This window comes from Gloeothece verrucosa PCC 7822 (assembly GCF_000147335.1).
Lineage (GTDB): Bacteria > Cyanobacteriota > Cyanobacteriia > Cyanobacteriales > Microcystaceae > Gloeothece > Gloeothece verrucosa.
The window spans coordinates 143,123-159,914 of record NC_014534.1 but is presented as its reverse complement, the minus strand read 5'-3'; the positions used below and the strand labels follow the sequence as shown (position 1 = coordinate 159,914).

Here is a 16,792-nt window from a genome sequence, read left to right as displayed (position 1 = left end):
AAAATAAAATGCAAATAGATATACATGGCCAAACGATTAACTTACCCGACGAGTTAACGGATGAACAGATACGAGCCGCGTTTGCTCCTTATTACCCGGAAATCGCCACCGCCGAGCTTAAGCGAGACGGTCAGACGGTTAAAGTAATAAAACGAGCAGGAACGAAAGGTTCTAATTTAAGCGTAGCGAAAGCTTTATTTACAGCTTCACCCTACATCAATCCCGCACTTCTCCTAAGTTTAAAAATACGGAATGCGGAAATGGCGGGGCTTCTTAGCCTTGAAACTCTTTTAGCTTTACAGGATGAGATTAATTTAGCAATCTCTGATAGCCGTGAAGCAGAAGAAATGATGAGAAGAATGAAAAATAATTTAATTAGCAGTCGTCCCATTTCAGACAATTTTTCTAATTTTATTTGAGAAAAAAATGGACGTAACACTCAGCCGCTACGTCCTTCCACGCTCAGTCAAGGAAGCGACCATATATCTTGAAAACTTTGCGGGCACAATTCAACTGTTAGCTTTATTTCGAGAATTTTTCCCCATTGATTGGCAAGCCGCTACCGCCTCTTTCAACAAAATTAATTTTGGTCATGAGCAATGTTGGGAACTGGCAGAAAAATTTCTTGAGTTAGTTGAGCGAGAATTATTTCCTATAAACTACAATCGATTTGACTATGAGCGTGAAGAAGTAGTAGATGCTATTCCGTTTTTTCCTCAAGATTTTGATTATTTTGATGACATTGAGGATTTTGTTGGAGGAAGCCGCTTTTTACTTGAATTATACACCAGGAATTTTGAAAACTCTTCTCAAATTGATTGGGATAAACTACAGGCGCTCTGTGAAGCCACTCCTGATCCTTTGAGTTACCTTTATGATGCCATGTCCGTCATTGACCATTCGACCGGGACTTATTGGCTTGATTGCCATAGAGAGTGGATTGAAATTTTCCCCTGGACCTCAGAAGCTATAATCTTACTCAGAGATCAGTGGAAGGAGGCTCAACAGTTTATCTTTAAATTCAATTCTCTCATTAATTGGCTAGAAGAAAACCCCTCTCACCAAACTGAAATTATTACTTTTTGGAACCAAGCCCGTATTTAATTATGCTTCCAGATTTTGATCCTGAATCTATAGCTCACTCTTTCCCCTTTCAAGCTAAAGACTGGCTTTGTTCGGTACACATTTTTGAAGGACAATTTGCCGTTACTTACCAAGAAGATAAGCGAACCATCCGAAAATTTATCAGTCCACTTTCTGTACGCCAAGCCCTCGAAAAAATCCCTATTGATACTGGTTTTATTCCCCCCGGAATTGTGCGTTGGGGAATGTTTAATGGTGATCAATGGGCGGTGAAATTTATTCCACCGCAAAAATACACACTTAATTTTGGTTTAGTTGAAGGTAAAGAATTATCTTTGAGTGTACCTCTTCCGGCTTTTGTATTTCTTGGCAAAGGAACAACCTATTATCTTTGGGCTGTCAAAGAAAAAACGGTTCTCCCGACGGCGATTGTCTTTCATGCCCCCCTTCCTAATATTTATGACAATGGAGCAATCTGTTTTGGGAATGTATCTGTTTTGAGGGCTTCTCTACAGGTTATGGATGAAGTCTGGTCACGTTTTCTGGGTAGTGTTTTTAATCAAGACTTTTCAACCAATAAATCCAAAAAATATCCAGATAATGTAATCGAGCAACTTAAAATGGTAGCCGGGAAGACAACCAAAAAATATCCAAATAATGATCTGGTTCCGATGGCAAAATCTTTAACCGTTGCTCAAATTATCGAACAATTTGTTTAAAATATGGATATTAAACTCATAGATCATCATATGGCTAAAGGCTCGATTTACCCGTTTAATACCAATCATTTGTATGACTATATTCTAGCAAACAATGGTTTATTCATTCGAGCCGAAAATCGTGCTTTCTCGATAGTTTCCCTCCTTAAAACCTGTGATGTTGTAGGATTGGTAGAGATTCAAGAATCGTTTAAATTCAAGTTGCCTCCTGTTCCAATGGCGATTTCCAATACGATTTTTCAAAAAGCCAAGCTATCTCTACCCGATGAACTTTTGCTCCACTTAAATTACAACAAGAATACCTGGAATTTAACAGAACCATTACAACAGCAGAGTCCCACTTCAATAAAGTGGAAAAGTGCCGATTTTGATGAATTTGATTTTGATATAGAACTTCACAGTCATGGGCACTTGATCGCATATTTTAGCGCAACTGATAATAAAGATGAAACTGGATTGGCTATTTATGCGGTTATTGGCCAACTCGAAGAAATGCCGCAAATCTCAGTGCGCGTGGGAATTTATGGGCAACATTTCGCTTATATTCCTGCTGATCCCGTTTTCGAGCTAGAAGAGGGAATTAAGGATAAATTTTATGATACAACAAGCTATTTTATCCGATCTAATAATTCGGCCTATTCCTATCCTCATCGGGAGCTTTAATTTTCTTGATATTTATCTTGTGGGTTGCGGCGGAACAGGTAGTTTTTTGGCTCCTTCCCTTGTTCGCCTTGTTCTGGAATTACAGCAAGGCGGTTGTGATGTACGGCTAACTTTTGTTGACCATGATCACGTTAGCGATCGCAATATTCCCCGACAAAATTTCTGCCCTGGAGATCTTGGGGGATACAAAGCCGCGCTCCTAGCTTCTCGTTATGGTATTGCTTTTGGCGTTGAAATAGCCGCTATCGTCGAGCCGTTTAACTATCAATTGGTTGACCGCCCCCGATGGCATTCTCAAACAATACTTATTGGTTGTGTGGATAATAGTCCGGCTAGGAGCGAATTGTCCACTGTTTTGTCCAGTTTGGCGCAATACAATCGCCAAATTTGGTATCTTGATTGTGGCAATCATGGTGAGGGAATAGCGGCAGGGCAAGTCCTTCTTGGGTCAACTAATAATTTTGACCTTCAAGCCGCTTTTAATGATTTGGAGAATCCTAGCTTTTGTGTTTCTTTGCCGGCCCCGGGGCTTCAGCATCCTGAGCTTTTAGAAAATCATCCCGAAGATGGAATGGACGAGCATTTATCTTGTACCCAAATAGCAGAGCGTAATAAACAAGCATTATTTATTAACCAGCGTGTAGCGGTGGAGGCGGTTGAAATGATTAATCGGTTAATCAATCAGCGATCGCTCAATCGCTTCGCCACTTATTTTAACTGTGAGTGGGGAAGTGCGCGTTCTGAATACATTACGGTTGCCAATCTCAAAAAATTTTCGGCTTTTAGCGACCTACAACTTAAAAGTAATTAATAATCCGTAAAGTACCATGTTTGACTTTAACCGCTTTTTAACGACCCAACCCGAAGATTTAAACTATTGTTTTCTTCAAAAACATCTTTATGCTTATATAGAAGGTATAAAAATTAATTGCAAAACGCAACAGGAAACGCTAGAAAAAATTTATTGGATATGTGAGATAGTCAATGATAAACCCGCCTTAATAATTTTAAATGGAAGCACGGGAGGAGAAGCTTGGGTTGGTTAGCCCCTTCAATTGGTCATAAACTGGATAGCCACCATCGATTAATCAACCTCATTAAATCAGTTTTGCCCATTGAGGAGGTCATCATTGAAGTTGCTAACTTCGACATCAAAAAGATAAAAAATCCTTCGATTGAGGGCGAAGATTATCAACAGGGAGAACAGTATGGATTTGACAACTTGAGAAAATATATCCTGCATAGGGACAATCACAGATGCCAGAATCCTAACTGTAAAAATAAATCTAAGCAGCCCATTTTACAAGTGCATCATTTAGGGTTTTGGAAAGATGACCGAACCGATAGACCGAGTAACTTAATCACACTCTGTAGTAAATGCCATACTCCGGCTAATCATAAAAAAGGAAAGTTTCTTTACAGATGGCAACCTCGTTTAAAATCATTTAGAGGAGAAACTTTTATGTCAACTGTTAGGTGGAGATTAACAGAGTTTCCCACATTAACTAAAAGTATAATCTATGCCGTTTGTTCTTGGCTCTACCTACAAGGTTTATACAAAACGGGTCGGATTTTAGCCGCATTAGTCAAAGATTACTCTCATACTTATGGTTATATAACTAAAGCTAAAAGACGAGAACTTAATCTAGAAAAGTCTCATCAAAATGATGCTTTTGTCATAGCCGGAGGGACAACTCAAACTCGATGTAATCCCCTTAACTTAGAACAGATACGGCATCATAAACGGTCATTAGAACAGTTCTATGATGCTAAGTATATCGATACGAGAGACGGACAAGTCAAGTCGGGAAGCATTCTTTTCTCCGGTAGAAGAACCCGTAACAAAAACCACAATGGAGAAAACTTGAGAAAATATCGAGGGCAGAAAGTTAGCAAGGGGAGACGAGCCATCAAAAAGCTTCGTTATCCTTATAAACAGCATGATCTAGTTAAATATCAGGGACGCATAATACCAGTAGTCGGAATGCAAAATAAGGGAACTCGCCTTAGTTTAAAACCTTATGCTGGTTGTCCAACCAAATATTTAACGGCTCCAGTTAACCAAGTTATTCCTATCTATAAACGAGAAGGAATTTGTGAAATAATTTGACGGTATTCCTGAAGTCGCGGATTGACCGTCACACGGTCAATCATCTGAGCGACTGTCTCACATTAATTTAAAAATATAGTGTGAGGCTCCTGCCTTATTTTTAGCTGAAGAGATAGATGAATGTTGGGAAATCATGGATGATAATACTCGAAATAAACTAAACCAATTGGCATGACCATTTCCAGGTGGTTTATTTAGCTTGGCTTGATAGTCCCCTGTTTCTTCAAGCCGCTTACACCATAAATTTATGGTATTGCGACTGATGTTAAATAGTTGGCTCGCTTCACTCTTTTTAAGTCCATCAAGCTTTATCGCTTCAATAACCTGCTTGCGGAGGTCATAACTGTAGGGTTTAGCCATGTGAGTGGTCAAATGCTCATGTTTTCTCTATTGTATGTCTTAACCGCAGGAGCGGTTGCTATAACTGGTGAAAGCGCTCCTTTTTTAAAGAACCAACGTCGTTTGATTCCTTGCTCCCAAATTGTAGAGAGCGCTCACCAAGGAACGCTATGAATTTTATCCAAATAAGAAAAACAAGCGAAAAGAAAAAAGAATCCCCAACGCAAGGCATTGGGGGGGTTCAATCTTCAATCAAACTTTCAATTTTTGACAGATACCCTTCGATTTTTTTCCAAACTTTTTGATCGGCTAAAGATTTAGATTTTTTCAGCTTGGCGGCAAAGGATTTAATTCGTTGCTGTGGGTTGATTGTTTCTTCTTCTTTAGTTGAAAGCGACTTAATTTTTTCCTTAATTTGAGAAAGCGTCCACTTCTCTTCTATTGCTCTTAAGAGAAAGTCTCTTCTGGAGTTATCATCTTTAATTTTCGCCAAGGCCACAGCTTTTGTATATTCAATCTTCCCTTCACGTAAAGCCGCCAAAATATCATTAGGTAATGATAATAAAGAGAGTCGGGAGGGAATAAACGACTCCCAAGAAATCGTTCCCACCCTCCGAAAAACTTCTTTTATCTTATTAGCTTCCTCACTACTTAAAACGTTTTGAGTAACTTTACCAACCGCTTCATTTTGCATTCGATATAGAATTTTAGGGACATCAGAAATCGGTTTTTCTAATGCAATAGATAAAAGTTCAAGAATTCCCTCAGCCTCTTCTAACGGGTTAAGATTTTCTCTTTGCAGATTTTCAATTAAAGTTAATTCAGATGCTTCCCCGTCACTCAATTGTTTGATCAAAACAGGGATATTGGTTAACCCGGCATCAATAGCCGCTCGGTAACGCCGCTCACCGGCAACCAACTCGTAAGTCCCCCCATCTAGTGGACGAACAAGAATAGGTTGGAGTATTCCGTGCTGACGAATAGAGTCGACCAACTCTTGATGCGCCTGGGGGGAAAAATATCGTCGAGGTTGAGACGGTCGAGTTTGGATCGCGTCGATAGGCAAAGAAACTGGCTGAACGGAGGTTTCCTCAACTTCTGGAGAATGATTGAGAAATAGGGCAACGTTGTTTAGTTGTAAATTCATAGCTGTTCTAGTTGTTGAGCAATGGATTCAATAATATGAACTGCGGGGTGATTGGGTTTATATAGAGCGAGGGGAAGCCGCTTTAGAGATGAATCCGGGAAAGCAATCGTATGAGGTATGGGTTCATAAACCGGTGCAAGTTGACTTAATTGAGTCGAGATTGCCTTATAAACTTCATATTGATGGATAGTGCGCTTATCATACAAAGTCGGTATGAACCCTGCAAAAGATAAAGAACGGTTCACTAAGCTTTTGATATCCGCGACGGTTTTTAATAAGAGGTCTGTCCCCTCAAAAGATTTTACTTGAGTTTGGACTGGCACAAGCACATGAGTTGAAGCGACAAGACCTAAAATAGATAGCAATCCCAAGCTGGGCGGACAATCAATTAAGATAAAATCATAATCGTCGGCAACAGCTAAGATCGCGTTCTTTAAGCGCATTTCCCGCGCTACTAAAGGGACTAATTGCATCTCGGCTGCGCTTAACCCAACATTGGCCGGGGCCAGATCAACAGTATCGTGAATGTTTTTTTGGATGGTTAACGGTTCCTGTTCCACTAGAGAATGATAAACCGTTTTTTCTAGATTTGAAGGAACTAACCCCATAAATGAGGTTAGGGACGACTGAGGGTCTAAATCCACTAACAGCACGCGCTGTCTCTGCCCTAAATGCCAACCGAGATTGTGTGCTAGGGTTGTTTGTTAACCTAAGCCAAAAAGTCGCCTCTTTGACTCGGCTTCAGAACCGTGCATGAAAATTTCTTTTCACACGGCTCCTCTGCTAGGTGGCTCTTGATATGAGTACCTCGTCATCGGTGTATATTATCGTGGCAGTGTCCATGTAAAACGGTGAGATTGGTTAGTCTGTTGTTATTCCTGTTCTCATCTATATGATGAATTTCTAGGATATCTTCGAGACTGAAGTACAGTTGGCATTTACTACATTTCCCTTTTTGGGTCTTCAGTAGTTTTGTTATTGGGCTTCTTATATTGGGGTATTTCCCTAGTCGGGTACTCCAATATATCCAATCTCCGTCATAGGGGCTTCTGTCTCCTTTCACGTTGATGTGTCTGTTAATGGGAGTTTGGCGATGTTCTGTTAGGGATAGTTCCCCATCGTTAAAGTCCCATTTCTTACCTTTATGTCGTTCATCAACGTGCCAGTATTTGTTGTAGACCCATTTGTCAGGTTTCATGGGGTGTCTTCGTAAACACCATCTTCTAAGTTTTATCCATAGCCAGTGGTCAATATCGGAGAAAGTTTCTTTTGAGTTGACTGAACTGTAGTAATTTGCCCATCCTCTAATAATTGGGTTTAGTTCCCTGATTAGTCGAGATTGTGGGGCTGTCTTCAATCCATCTATGACTTGACTTAGTTTTCGCTTATGTTGCTTGATTGCTTCGGCACTTGGCTTTATTAGGACTACATAGGGAACTATTTGTGTCCAACGGTGTCCTCCTTGGTTACATCCACCAGATTTATATCTGCGGTCTCTTATCCCCGCAGGGTAGTGTCTAATGTGGAAGCCGAGGAAGTTAAACCCCGCTTGTTTTCCTTCATGTGAGTTAAAGGTGTGTACAATTTGGGTTTTGTTGGGGTTGAGTTCCAATCCCATATTTGAAAGCCATTTTTCGGCTAGAGCCTTGATTCTTAGTAATTCATTTAGGTCTCTATGGAGGATGAGGAAGTCGTCTGCATATCTAACAACCGTTAGTTTCCAATTGGTTACTTTTTTGTTGATATACGCGGTTTTTGGTACGTGACTGGTGAGGTATTCTTCTAATCCGTGTAAAGCTATGTTAGCTAGTAGCGGTGAGATCACCCCTCCTTGTGGTGTACCCTCTTCGCTTGGGAAGAGTTTATTCCCATCCATAATTCCTGCTTTTAGCCAAGCTTTTATTTGTCTTCTCATTTTAGGGAAAGTGTTGAGCTTGGTTAAAAGTGCCGAGTGGTTGATTTTATCGAAGCATTTGCTGATATCCGCGTCTAGAACGTATTTGTCTAGTCTTTGGATGTCAATTTTTATGTAAGCAATAGCGTCATGGGCTGACCTACTGGGTCTAAAACCATATGAGTGTGGCTCGAATCGAGCCTCCCATTCTGGTTCTAGAGCTAGTTTTACTAGGGCTTGTTTGGCTCTTTCTGTCATAGTCGGGATTCCGAGTGGGCGTAACTCCTTTTTGTTGGGTTTAGGAATATAAACCCTTCTGATTGGAGTCGATTTGTCGGAAAGGTTGAGGTTTTCGGCTAGAACTAGCCGTTGTTTCGGGGTGAGGGATTTAACTCCGTCTATCCCCGCAGTACGTTTTCCTCTGTTATCTTGTGTTACCCGACGAACTGCTAAGAGTTTGGCTGCTAGTGATTTCATCAGAAGCCTTTGTAACTTGCGGACAAGTACGACATTTCCACTTTGACCGGCTCGATAGATACGTTTTTGGAGTTTGAAAACTTGTACCTCTAGCTTGCGCCAAGGGATCGTTTCCCATTCATACTTCAGTTTGTTAGCTGAGTCCATGACATTAGTCTCTTACTAGAGTTTCTATCTTCCACATAACAGTGTTTCTGTCAGCTTATCCTAGACGTTACTCTAGGCGTTGGCTTTTGAAACAATCCTTCCCGTTAAGTCCATGCGCCTGACTGACTACTTAGAAAATCGACCTTTCTAAGAGATACTTAACGGGTTACTTCGTTCCTAATTCTCGTTTGGCGATGGGGTTAGACTCCTACTATTCTCCGAGCCTTTGTTGGGTGATTAGAGGTTATAGCCAAATAACCTCTACTAACGGCTGTGTCTTTTGACTCTTGCCCGTGAAATCGGGTAGGCAAGTTGGCGGTTACGAAGATTCAAACATAGGTTTGCTTGCGCTAGTCATACCCATCTAGCTTGCGGGAGTACCTTACCGATTTTCAGGCTTGACCCGCTTTACATCCCGCGTCAGATTGTGGTTTGTCATGTCACCTTCTGGGGATATTGCTGTCCTCTATCACCTAGAGGGTAGGGAATTGAATGGTCGTTCCTGCTAGTGGTTTGACCTTTCTCGCCCTACATCGAGAATTAAGTTGTCAAGGTTCGGTTAGTTGTTCCGTTTTACCTTGCCTCTCGTCCCCCTTGGATTTGGAGCCTCAGACGGCTGAAACTTTTGTTTTCCAAGGTTTAGAGAGAACGAATCGCACTGGCTACCCCGCCACTTTGATTAAAAATCGAAACGACTTTAGCCATAAAAACTAGGCTCTTAAAGAGCATATTTGTTAATTGAGGACGAAAAAAAAATTAGATAAAGTTCCGGGTGCGCTCCTTCTTTTTTTCAAACCGCTTTCGCGGCATTGATAGCGCAGCATTTGACGGTACGCTCACAATGGTAGAACCCGATTTAAAAGCGAGAATCGCTTGGGAGCTAAGGCTTCTAACTCCCGATAACTTTTTAGAGCAACTTAAAGCTCAATTTCAAAACCCAAATTATCAACAAAAGTTCAAAAGCTCGGTCAAGCAAAGTAAGAGCTTAGAAAATCAAGATTATTCCGACGAAGAATTTGAGCGTTTATGGGAAGAAGTTTGGCAAGCCAACATTAAAGATGCCAAAAGATTTAACTCTTTTCAAGGGTTTAAAATTGACGATAGGCTTGTTCAAACTTTGGAGGATACTCAACTGCGGAAGGGCAAAATTATTGACTTTGACTTAGCCGCAGAAGCCAGTAAGCCTTTGGTGGTTCAATGGCAAGATTCAACTGTTGTACATTATAACCTTTACGACTTAATTTCTCAAGGCATTAGCCGTTGGGCGCAAGTTGATCTATCCGCTCAAGTGGTTTATCAAATGAGTGAGAGTAAAAAATTCTTCCGAGTTTTTATCGGCTTTAAGTCGCAAAAAGCCGCTAAAACTTGGTTGCCAGAACTAAAAAGTAAATTAGGAAGATTGAGCCATTTGGTTGAACTCCCAGAAACCGAAAAACCCACTCCTCATAAATATCATTACCAAGTGGAGAAATTTAAGTATAAAACGGAGAAAAAAATTCTCGAAGTTTTAAATGAGATAGCACAACAAAAATTAATATAATGCCATTTTCTATTTCCTGCAAAAATAATCGAAAATACCGGAGTTTTAGTCATGATAAATTTGGAATTAACAAAGGAACAAATTGGATTAATTCTCTATTTTATCGATGAATATCAAGGTAAAATTGCTCTAAATATAGATAATCGATTAACTAATATATTGGGTGAGCCTGTGAAAATTGACGATCTTCCTCAAGAAATCCAAAACTTAGCTGATTATTTGTATAATGAAATCATCTCTAACTAATCCTTAAATTGTTCTATAATAGCCCTATCTTTTTTTAAAAATAGGACAATAATAAACCCTTCCAATCGCCGTTGGCGGCTTTATGCGTAATCCAGCTTGATTTTCCTATGGATATAGCAACTTTCCCCCCGGTTCAAGAAATGTCATCTTCTTTTGCTATCACGTTATTTCAACCTCGAATTAAATTCTTCATAAAAATTAAAACTTACAATCACATTTCTTTAGTTAGATACGAAAAATCTTTTCGAGAGTATTTAGGGGAAGCATTTAGCGGAAAAGATAAAAGACGTTATTATGCAACTTCTTTTCTAGATCTAGAATTTGATTGTGATCCTTTTTTCTTCCTTCATATTTTAGGAGAAATTGAACCGACTCAATTCACGACTCTCTACACTGATCTTCAAAGTCGAATAACTTCAATTTATCTTGTATTTACTCTCAAAGATGTTGAACAAATTGGGTGGATTTACTCGCGTTTTATTGGCTTAAAAGAAAACTATCCTAATCTTGAAAGATTAGCTGGAGACAGAATTTTGCTAGATAAGTCAGCTAGAATTAAATTTTCTCCGGTTAATCATTTGGCTTTCTTTGCCTCTTTTTGTTATTACCTGCGGCATTGCCAATAACTTCCCAAAAACTGATAGGATCTGGCAGCTTTTTATTAAAAATAAGGAGTTGCCATGCTCATTTTTATATTTTAATATAATTTTATGCTCTGCCAACTTCCAATTACTCTTCCAGAAATATTCTATAAAGCGGCATTGATCAATAGCCCTCGAAGATATGTGGCTATTTATTACCGAAAAATAATCGGTAACGTTGAAAGCCTTTATCTTTTAAGTAAGGGAGTTTCAATCGATTAGGAAAACGCCAAGATGTTTTATGATTTTATAGATGGCTCGGAATCGGAGTTTGATTCATCTATCATAGAAGAGATTAAAACTTTCAAACCAGATTTGTTTACCGAAATCATCCTCGATATAAAAATGCAGGAAATCGTTGAACAGATAAACCGTGAACGATTTTTCAAAGAAAAGATAATTAACTGTTTCGGTTCTTCAGATTTAAGTATGCTAAGTTAACAAGTAATAGCCCAATTTAATAAACATCTTAATTTAAAATTTTCAAAATTTTTGAACCCATAGCCAGACCGCTTAATCAACTTAAGCTTATTATTAATTCCCTCTACAACACCTTGTGTAATACGACTTTCAAAATACCCCATGATTTCGGAAAACCATCTAATAATTGTCCTAGAACTATTAGGAAATAAAGTTGAAGCCGCTAATAGCCACTCGCTTAAGTTATCTAATCCTGTTAACCAATCATAATTCTTGTCCAAAATTTCTCGAAATTCTTCTTTGATTTCGTGCATTTTTCCTAAAATAGGAATTTCTTGCTTTACTTTTTTAAGTTTTTCTTTTTGAATTTCTGTTAAGTCTTTTTCATTTTTCAACAAAGCATATTTACTTTTACTTAAGGCATCTAAAATTTTTTCAGATTTGTTTTTTTGAGTATAAGCTTTTTTCTTTATTGTTTTTCTTTTCATATCTAATTCTGTATTAATAGCTTTCATAACATGAAAACGGTCAGCAATAATTTCAGCTTGTGGCATCAATTCTTGAATTAAAGTTTTATAAGATTTCCATAAATCTATACTGACTGCTTCTATCTCTTCAAGAATTTCTTTTCCCCATTTTTTTAAATATTGTTTTAAATCTTCTTGTTTTCTTGAAGGCAGCATCCCTATTAATTTACCTTGTTCCAAATCTATTAAAACAGCACAGTAATTGCCATGCCCTTTTACTAGAGCTATTTCATCTATTCCTAGTTTTTTGAGATTTTTCGGTTTTTCTTTAAGCTTTTCGCTGGCTATATCTTTTAGCATTCTTTCTACAATATCTTGACTCAAATTATTTTGCTCTGCCACCGTTTTTATATTACTATTTAATACTTGCTCAACAATTTGAGCGGCTAAACGTTTAGTATAACTTCTTCTTGTTTTAATAAAATCAATCTCTTCACTAAAAGGTTTTTGGCATTTTTGGCATTTAAATTGTCTTCGAGTAACTTTTAAATAAACTTCCTGATTACTAAAAGGTAAATCTCTGACTAAAAATGAATGATTTTGATGTAATTTTTCACTTTTTGTCTTACATCGCGGGCAAATAGCAGCTTTATGATTAGCTAAAACTTGAATAATCATTCCTACATTTTCTTGTCTTGTATAATCTATAACTTTAATATTGGGGAGGTTGAGAAAATTTTGAATCAATTTTAGTTGTGCTGGAGAGGGCATTAAAGTTTAGGCTTGTTATTTTTGCTATTGTTTTTATTATTTTAGCATACTTAAATCTAAAGAACCAAAAATATCAGGAATTCGAGGGAAAATCTTCCCAAGAATTAGAGGAAGAACTCGATTTTTATCAAGTTTATGGATTAATATTAGTTGAGGAAAAGTCAAAAAGTCAAAAATATTTATCTGAAGCCCCCTACTGGCTTTATGGATTAAAATGGATTAACGGTACTAGAGATATCTGTTGGTTTCAAGAAGAGGAATTGATTAGCGAGAAAGAAATCTTTTGTCAAGATGAGTTTTAATTGACACTCACCCCAATTGAATTGGGGTGATTCTTCAGAACTAAGCCAAGTCCTGAATATCCCATAAACTCAATTGAGTAGGCGGGTTCCCCGGCACATCCCGTTTGCTATTTCTAGCAGAATGTTGTCTCCTTTGAACCTCTGTTAATTCAGGGGAGGGCGTTTCAAACAAACTAAGTTGCTTGGGTTCCGACAAGTCCTGTCGTACCTTTCTGGGCTGTTTTATTTTTAGATTAAACTGAGATATAGCTCGGTTTTTTAGATTAATAGATGCGTTCCAATCTGAGTCACTAAAATGACCGCAGTCAAGGCAAACAAATTTTTCTTTATTTCGATTTTCTTTGTCAGCATAACCGCATTTTGGACAAGTTTGACTTGTCTTTTTAGGGTCAACTTTTAAGAAAACTTTTCCTAACTTCGCAGCTAGATACTCACTCTTTTGAAACAAAGAATGCCAGGACGCATCTATGATAGAACGATGGAGTGCTTTTTTAGCACTTTGATCATTGGGCAGAAATCGTCCGGTTTGTTCACATTTAATTGGTTTGCATCTTTTTAATAAACCCTGTATGTTCAGGTCTTCTACTACAATACAGTCGGCTTTTTTAACTATCTTATGAGCTACTTTCCATGCGTATGCCTCTCTTTTCTGTTTAATTTTATGATGTAATTTAGCTAGTTGAGTGGCCTTTTTTTTACTATTTTTAGAGCCTTTCTTACAACGACTTAATCTTCTTTGGCGGATTTTTAATTGCCTTTTAGTTTTTGGGTTAGTACCAAATCGAGGATTTTCTATCACTGATTTATCGGAACAATGCAGTAGCTTGGTCACTCCGGCATCAACTCCTATTACAGTTTTAACCTCATCTATTGGTAAGATAGGAAAAGACGGTATAGAACTATTTTCAATCCTAATACTCACATAATACCCATCGGCTTTTTTTCTAACAGTTACCGATTTAACTTTAAATCCGTCAGGGATTGGACGAGAATTGTAATATCGCATCCATCCTAATTTGGGAAGATAGATTTTATTACCTTTGAGTTGGACTCCAGTAGCATAAGTGAAGGATTTAAAATTACTACGGTTTTTAAACTTAGGAAAGCCTCGGCCAGCAAAGAAGTTCTCATAAGCTTTATTTAAACGTTCTAAGTTTTGTTGTAAAACTGTTGAATCAATTTCCCTGTACCAGGGTCTAGCTTTTTTCAGTTGAGGCAAGGCAGTGATTTGGATTTCTTTGGCCGTTCTCTTCTCACCGTTTTTCCTCCAGGGTTCTCCGGTTGCGCTGTTGTTAAGTACACAACAGGTTAAAGGACAAGCTACAGAGCGAGTTCGTAAATCGCAATATTCCCCCTGTATAAACCTTTGTTGGTAAGTATTGATTCTGTCAGCTAGACTCCAGTTATAAGTTGCGCGAAGCTTATCTAACCAGCTATCTATTTTGGCTGATTGTTCTAGATTGGGACGTAACTTATAGACGTAGCCTAGCAGCAATTTTAACCCCTTTATTTTAGTTGTTATACTATTAACTACAATTAAGTCTAGCATAATTTGTGACAAATGACTCAACAATATCGAACAAAAAGTCACACAGTATTTTTGGTTAATTACCACTTAGTTTGGATTTCCAAACGTCGAAAAAAAGTTTTAGTGGGAGATGTATAAAAAGGTTAAGGAAGATTATTTGGAATATTTGTCTTGAAAAAGATTGGAATATTATAGCCCTAGAAATTATGCCGACCATGTACATCTTTTCATTAATGTTTCCCCAATTATTGCACCTCATGATGTAGAATCGCGCAATTAAGGGAAGAAGTTCAAGGATTGCGCTTTTTTTTTGACCAATAGCTTAAAATTAAAACCATGTTAACATTATCAAGTTCTCAAATTCCTTTCATTCAATTAAGTGAGGGTTGGTACTTAAATATTATAACTCAGAGAATCGCTACAATCACTGCGCCTCACGGCGAAATAAAGACAACTTATTTTGGCTTTGAAGATAAAGAGAAAGCGGAACAATTTAAACAATCAATCATGAATAAAAAGCTATGTTTTTCAGCTAAAGTAAGACACTCTGAGCGACTTACTTTATTTAATTGGGAAGTTAAAGTCTGGGGATGTTCTCAAAACCTTCTTGATAATTTAGTAAAGCGTTGTTTGGCTTAAAATTCCTCTTTTTTCCTGCTTTCGCAGTTATGTTGTCAGCACCCCGCATTGAAATTGCGGGGCTAGGCTACGCCTCGCTGCGCGTCCATGCCCCCAGTTTCAGTTAGTTGACCAGCCTAAGTCTTAAATGACTACGTTTTTCAGGTCATAATACCTACAAATACGTTGCTAGTTTGTAGCTCTATTGTTAACAATTAAACAGTTTTACGAGGGGTAAGACAGTGTTGTTAACCCAACAAGCCTTAAAAACATTGGCGAAGCGAACTTTACCCGAAAGGAGAGACAGAAATGTCAAATTTTGTATTTGTTCTAGATGCGAAGAAAAACCCTCTTAGTCCCTGTCATCCATCAGTAGCTAGAAAACTTCTCAAGCAGGGCAAAGCTGCGGTTTTAAGGCGTTATCCTTTTACTATAATTTTGAAAAAAGAATGCCAAAAACCCACAGAAACTATCAAACTAAAGCTAGACCCTGGAAGCAAGACGACTGGGATTGCATTAGTTCAACAAGACAAGCTTATTTGGGGAGCAGAATTAATTCACAGAGGACAACAGATTAAAGATAATTTGTTAACTCGAAGACAAATTCGTCGTAGCCGTAGAAACCGAAAAACCCGATATCGGCAAGCGCGATTTCTAAATCGTACTCGACTTAAAGGTTGGCTTCCTCCCAGTCTCCGACATCGTGTAGAAACGACCATGACCTGGGTAAAACGTATTTGCAAATTTGTTCATGTTACTAATATTTCGGTAGAACTTGTTAAATTTGATACTCAAGCTTTAGATAACCCCGAAATATCAGGTAAAGAATACCAACAAGGAGAACTTTTTGGATATGAGATTCGAGAATATTTACTTGAAAAATGGGGGAGACGATGCGTTTACTGTGGTATTAAAGATGTACCGTTAGAAGTTGAACATATTCTAGCAAAATCAAAAGGAGGATCAGACAGATGTTCAAATTTAACTATTTCTTGTAGAATTTGTAATCAATTGAAAGGGAATCAAGATATTAAAGATTTCTTATCTAACCAACCTAGTTTACTAGAAAAGATTCTAAAACAATCTAAGCAATCCCTTAAGAATGTCGCTGCTGTTAACACAACTCGTTGGGCATTATTTAACAAGCTGAAAGAAACAGGATTATCAATTGAAACAGGAACAGGAGGTAGAACTAAATATAACAGATGTAGATTAAATCTAGAAAAAAGACATTTTATAGATGCGGGATGTGTCGGAAATCTTGAAAGCTTAAAACTATTAACAAGGCAACCATTGTTAATTAAAGCGACAGGACACGGAAATAGACAGATGTGCGGAATCAATAAATACGGTTTTCCTATTCGACATCGGTCTAGAAACAAATTTTACAAAGGATTTCAAACTGGAGCTCAAGTAAAAGCAGTAGTTACAAAAGGAAAAAAAGTTGGTGTTTATTTAGGTCGAGTTTTATGTCGAGCTTCGGGCCGCTTCGACATAGCATCCCATCAAGGCAGAACAACAGGAATTACCTATAAATTTTGCACAGCTATTCAAAAAAAAGATGGATATAACTATGAGTTTTAAGGCTATATTGACGACGATTAAAATCGTCGTGTCGCGCTTCCCTTCTGATTTAAAAATGCAGAGCTTCTGCGCTTTCGTATTGCTTACGGTGATTAA

18 protein-coding genes and 3 pseudogenes are annotated in these 16,792 nt (G+C 38.1%); 15 read left to right on the top strand and 6 right to left on the bottom strand.

The window, feature by feature from the left end:
- Positions 1-8: 8 nt before the first annotated feature.
- From CYAN7822_RS31010 to CYAN7822_RS30980, 7 genes are read left to right on the top strand one after another with little or no spacing between them, the layout of a single operon-like run.
- Entirely contained in the window at positions 9-419 is a 411-nt protein-coding gene (locus tag CYAN7822_RS31010; protein WP_013334882.1) for a hypothetical protein, read from the top strand.
- Between the two features lie 7 nt (positions 420-426).
- On the top strand, positions 427-1,104 hold the full coding sequence (locus CYAN7822_RS31005) for a hypothetical protein (RefSeq protein ID WP_013334881.1): 678 nt from the start codon (positions 427-429) through the stop codon (positions 1,102-1,104).
- A gap of 2 nt (positions 1,105-1,106) precedes the next feature.
- A complete protein-coding gene (locus tag CYAN7822_RS31000) occupies positions 1,107-1,802 on the top strand; it encodes a hypothetical protein (RefSeq protein ID WP_013334880.1) in 696 nt (231 codons plus the stop codon).
- A gap of 3 nt (positions 1,803-1,805) precedes the next feature.
- Positions 1,806-2,465: a hypothetical protein gene (locus CYAN7822_RS30995; protein ID WP_013334879.1), complete on the top strand. Its 660-nt coding sequence runs from the start codon at positions 1,806-1,808 to the stop codon at positions 2,463-2,465.
- Positions 2,398-3,276: a ThiF family adenylyltransferase gene (locus CYAN7822_RS30990; RefSeq protein ID WP_013334878.1), complete on the top strand. Its 879-nt coding sequence runs from the start codon at positions 2,398-2,400 to the stop codon at positions 3,274-3,276. The genes CYAN7822_RS30995 and CYAN7822_RS30990 overlap by 68 nt, the downstream gene beginning before the upstream one ends.
- A 16-nt stretch (positions 3,277-3,292) precedes the next feature.
- Positions 3,293-3,511, top strand: coding sequence for a hypothetical protein (locus CYAN7822_RS30985; RefSeq protein ID WP_013334877.1), 219 nt, complete (start codon positions 3,293-3,295; stop codon positions 3,509-3,511).
- Positions 3,499-4,575, top strand: coding sequence for an RRXRR domain-containing protein (locus tag CYAN7822_RS30980; RefSeq protein WP_049802799.1), 1,077 nt, complete (start codon positions 3,499-3,501; stop codon positions 4,573-4,575). Before CYAN7822_RS30985 ends, CYAN7822_RS30980 begins: the two co-directional genes overlap by 13 nt.
- Positions 4,576-4,746: 171 nt before the next feature.
- On the opposite strand, the pseudogene CYAN7822_RS38215 reads toward CYAN7822_RS30980, so the two are convergent.
- The 4 genes and pseudogenes from CYAN7822_RS38215 to ltrA form a co-directional block, all read right to left on the bottom strand.
- Positions 4,747-4,935: pseudogene (locus tag CYAN7822_RS38215) on the bottom strand (helix-turn-helix domain-containing protein); the annotation flags it as partial.
- Positions 4,936-5,155: 220 nt separating this feature from the next.
- Entirely contained in the window at positions 5,156-6,061 is a 906-nt protein-coding gene (locus CYAN7822_RS30970; protein ID WP_013334875.1) for a ParB/RepB/Spo0J family partition protein, read from the bottom strand.
- A pseudogene (locus tag CYAN7822_RS30965) lies at positions 6,058-6,750 on the bottom strand (ParA family protein); the annotation flags it as partial. The pseudogene CYAN7822_RS30965 and the gene CYAN7822_RS30970, both read right to left, overlap by 4 nt.
- A 122-nt stretch (positions 6,751-6,872) precedes the next feature.
- On the bottom strand, positions 6,873-8,579 hold the full coding sequence (ltrA, locus tag CYAN7822_RS30960) for a group II intron reverse transcriptase/maturase (protein ID WP_049802798.1): 1,707 nt from the start codon (positions 8,577-8,579) through the stop codon (positions 6,873-6,875).
- An 841-nt stretch (positions 8,580-9,420) separates the two neighbouring features.
- On the opposite strand from ltrA, the gene CYAN7822_RS30950 reads away from it, so the two are divergent.
- The 4 genes from CYAN7822_RS30950 (at position 9,421) to CYAN7822_RS30935 (ending at position 11,447) form a co-directional block, all read left to right on the top strand.
- On the top strand, positions 9,421-10,119 hold the full coding sequence (locus tag CYAN7822_RS30950) for a hypothetical protein (protein ID WP_013334874.1): 699 nt from the start codon (positions 9,421-9,423) through the stop codon (positions 10,117-10,119).
- A 51-nt stretch (positions 10,120-10,170) separates the two neighbouring features.
- A complete protein-coding gene (locus CYAN7822_RS30945) occupies positions 10,171-10,365 on the top strand; it encodes a hypothetical protein (protein ID WP_013334873.1) in 195 nt (64 codons plus the stop codon).
- 107 nt (positions 10,366-10,472) lie between these two features.
- Complete coding sequence (locus CYAN7822_RS30940; RefSeq protein WP_013334872.1) at positions 10,473-10,991, top strand: hypothetical protein; 519 nt, start codon at positions 10,473-10,475, stop codon at positions 10,989-10,991.
- Between the two features lie 249 nt (positions 10,992-11,240).
- Positions 11,241-11,447, top strand: a complete 207-nt coding sequence (locus tag CYAN7822_RS30935; RefSeq protein WP_013334871.1) for a hypothetical protein — start codon at positions 11,241-11,243, stop codon at positions 11,445-11,447.
- On the opposite strand, the gene CYAN7822_RS30930 is transcribed toward CYAN7822_RS30935, so the two are convergent.
- Positions 11,444-12,664, bottom strand: coding sequence for an ISL3 family transposase (locus CYAN7822_RS30930; protein WP_013334870.1), 1,221 nt, complete (start codon positions 12,662-12,664; stop codon positions 11,444-11,446). The genes CYAN7822_RS30935 and CYAN7822_RS30930 overlap by 4 nt on opposite strands.
- Here CYAN7822_RS30930 and CYAN7822_RS35055 point away from each other — a divergent pair.
- On the top strand, positions 12,649-12,966 hold the full coding sequence (locus CYAN7822_RS35055) for a hypothetical protein (protein WP_049802796.1): 318 nt from the start codon (positions 12,649-12,651) through the stop codon (positions 12,964-12,966). The genes CYAN7822_RS30930 and CYAN7822_RS35055 overlap by 16 nt on opposite strands.
- Before the next feature lie 40 nt (positions 12,967-13,006).
- Here CYAN7822_RS35055 and CYAN7822_RS30920 read toward each other — a convergent pair whose 3' ends face one another.
- Positions 13,007-14,515 carry an RNA-guided endonuclease InsQ/TnpB family protein gene (locus tag CYAN7822_RS30920; protein WP_013334869.1) on the bottom strand — a complete coding sequence of 503 codons (1,509 nt, stop codon included), beginning with the start codon at positions 14,513-14,515 and terminating at the stop codon, positions 13,007-13,009.
- 12 nt (positions 14,516-14,527) lie between these two features.
- On the opposite strand from CYAN7822_RS30920, the pseudogene tnpA reads away from it, so the two are divergent.
- The 3 genes and pseudogenes from tnpA to iscB all read left to right on the top strand — a co-directional run.
- Positions 14,528-14,793 (top strand): annotated as a pseudogene (gene tnpA, locus CYAN7822_RS40610) (IS200/IS605 family transposase); the annotation flags it as partial.
- A 37-nt stretch (positions 14,794-14,830) separates the two neighbouring features.
- Positions 14,831-15,133: a hypothetical protein gene (locus CYAN7822_RS30915; protein ID WP_013334868.1), complete on the top strand. Its 303-nt coding sequence runs from the start codon at positions 14,831-14,833 to the stop codon at positions 15,131-15,133.
- A gap of 288 nt (positions 15,134-15,421) precedes the next feature.
- A complete protein-coding gene (gene iscB, locus CYAN7822_RS30910) occupies positions 15,422-16,696 on the top strand; it encodes an RNA-guided endonuclease IscB (protein ID WP_013334867.1) in 1,275 nt (424 codons plus the stop codon).
- Positions 16,697-16,792 lie beyond the last annotated feature (96 nt).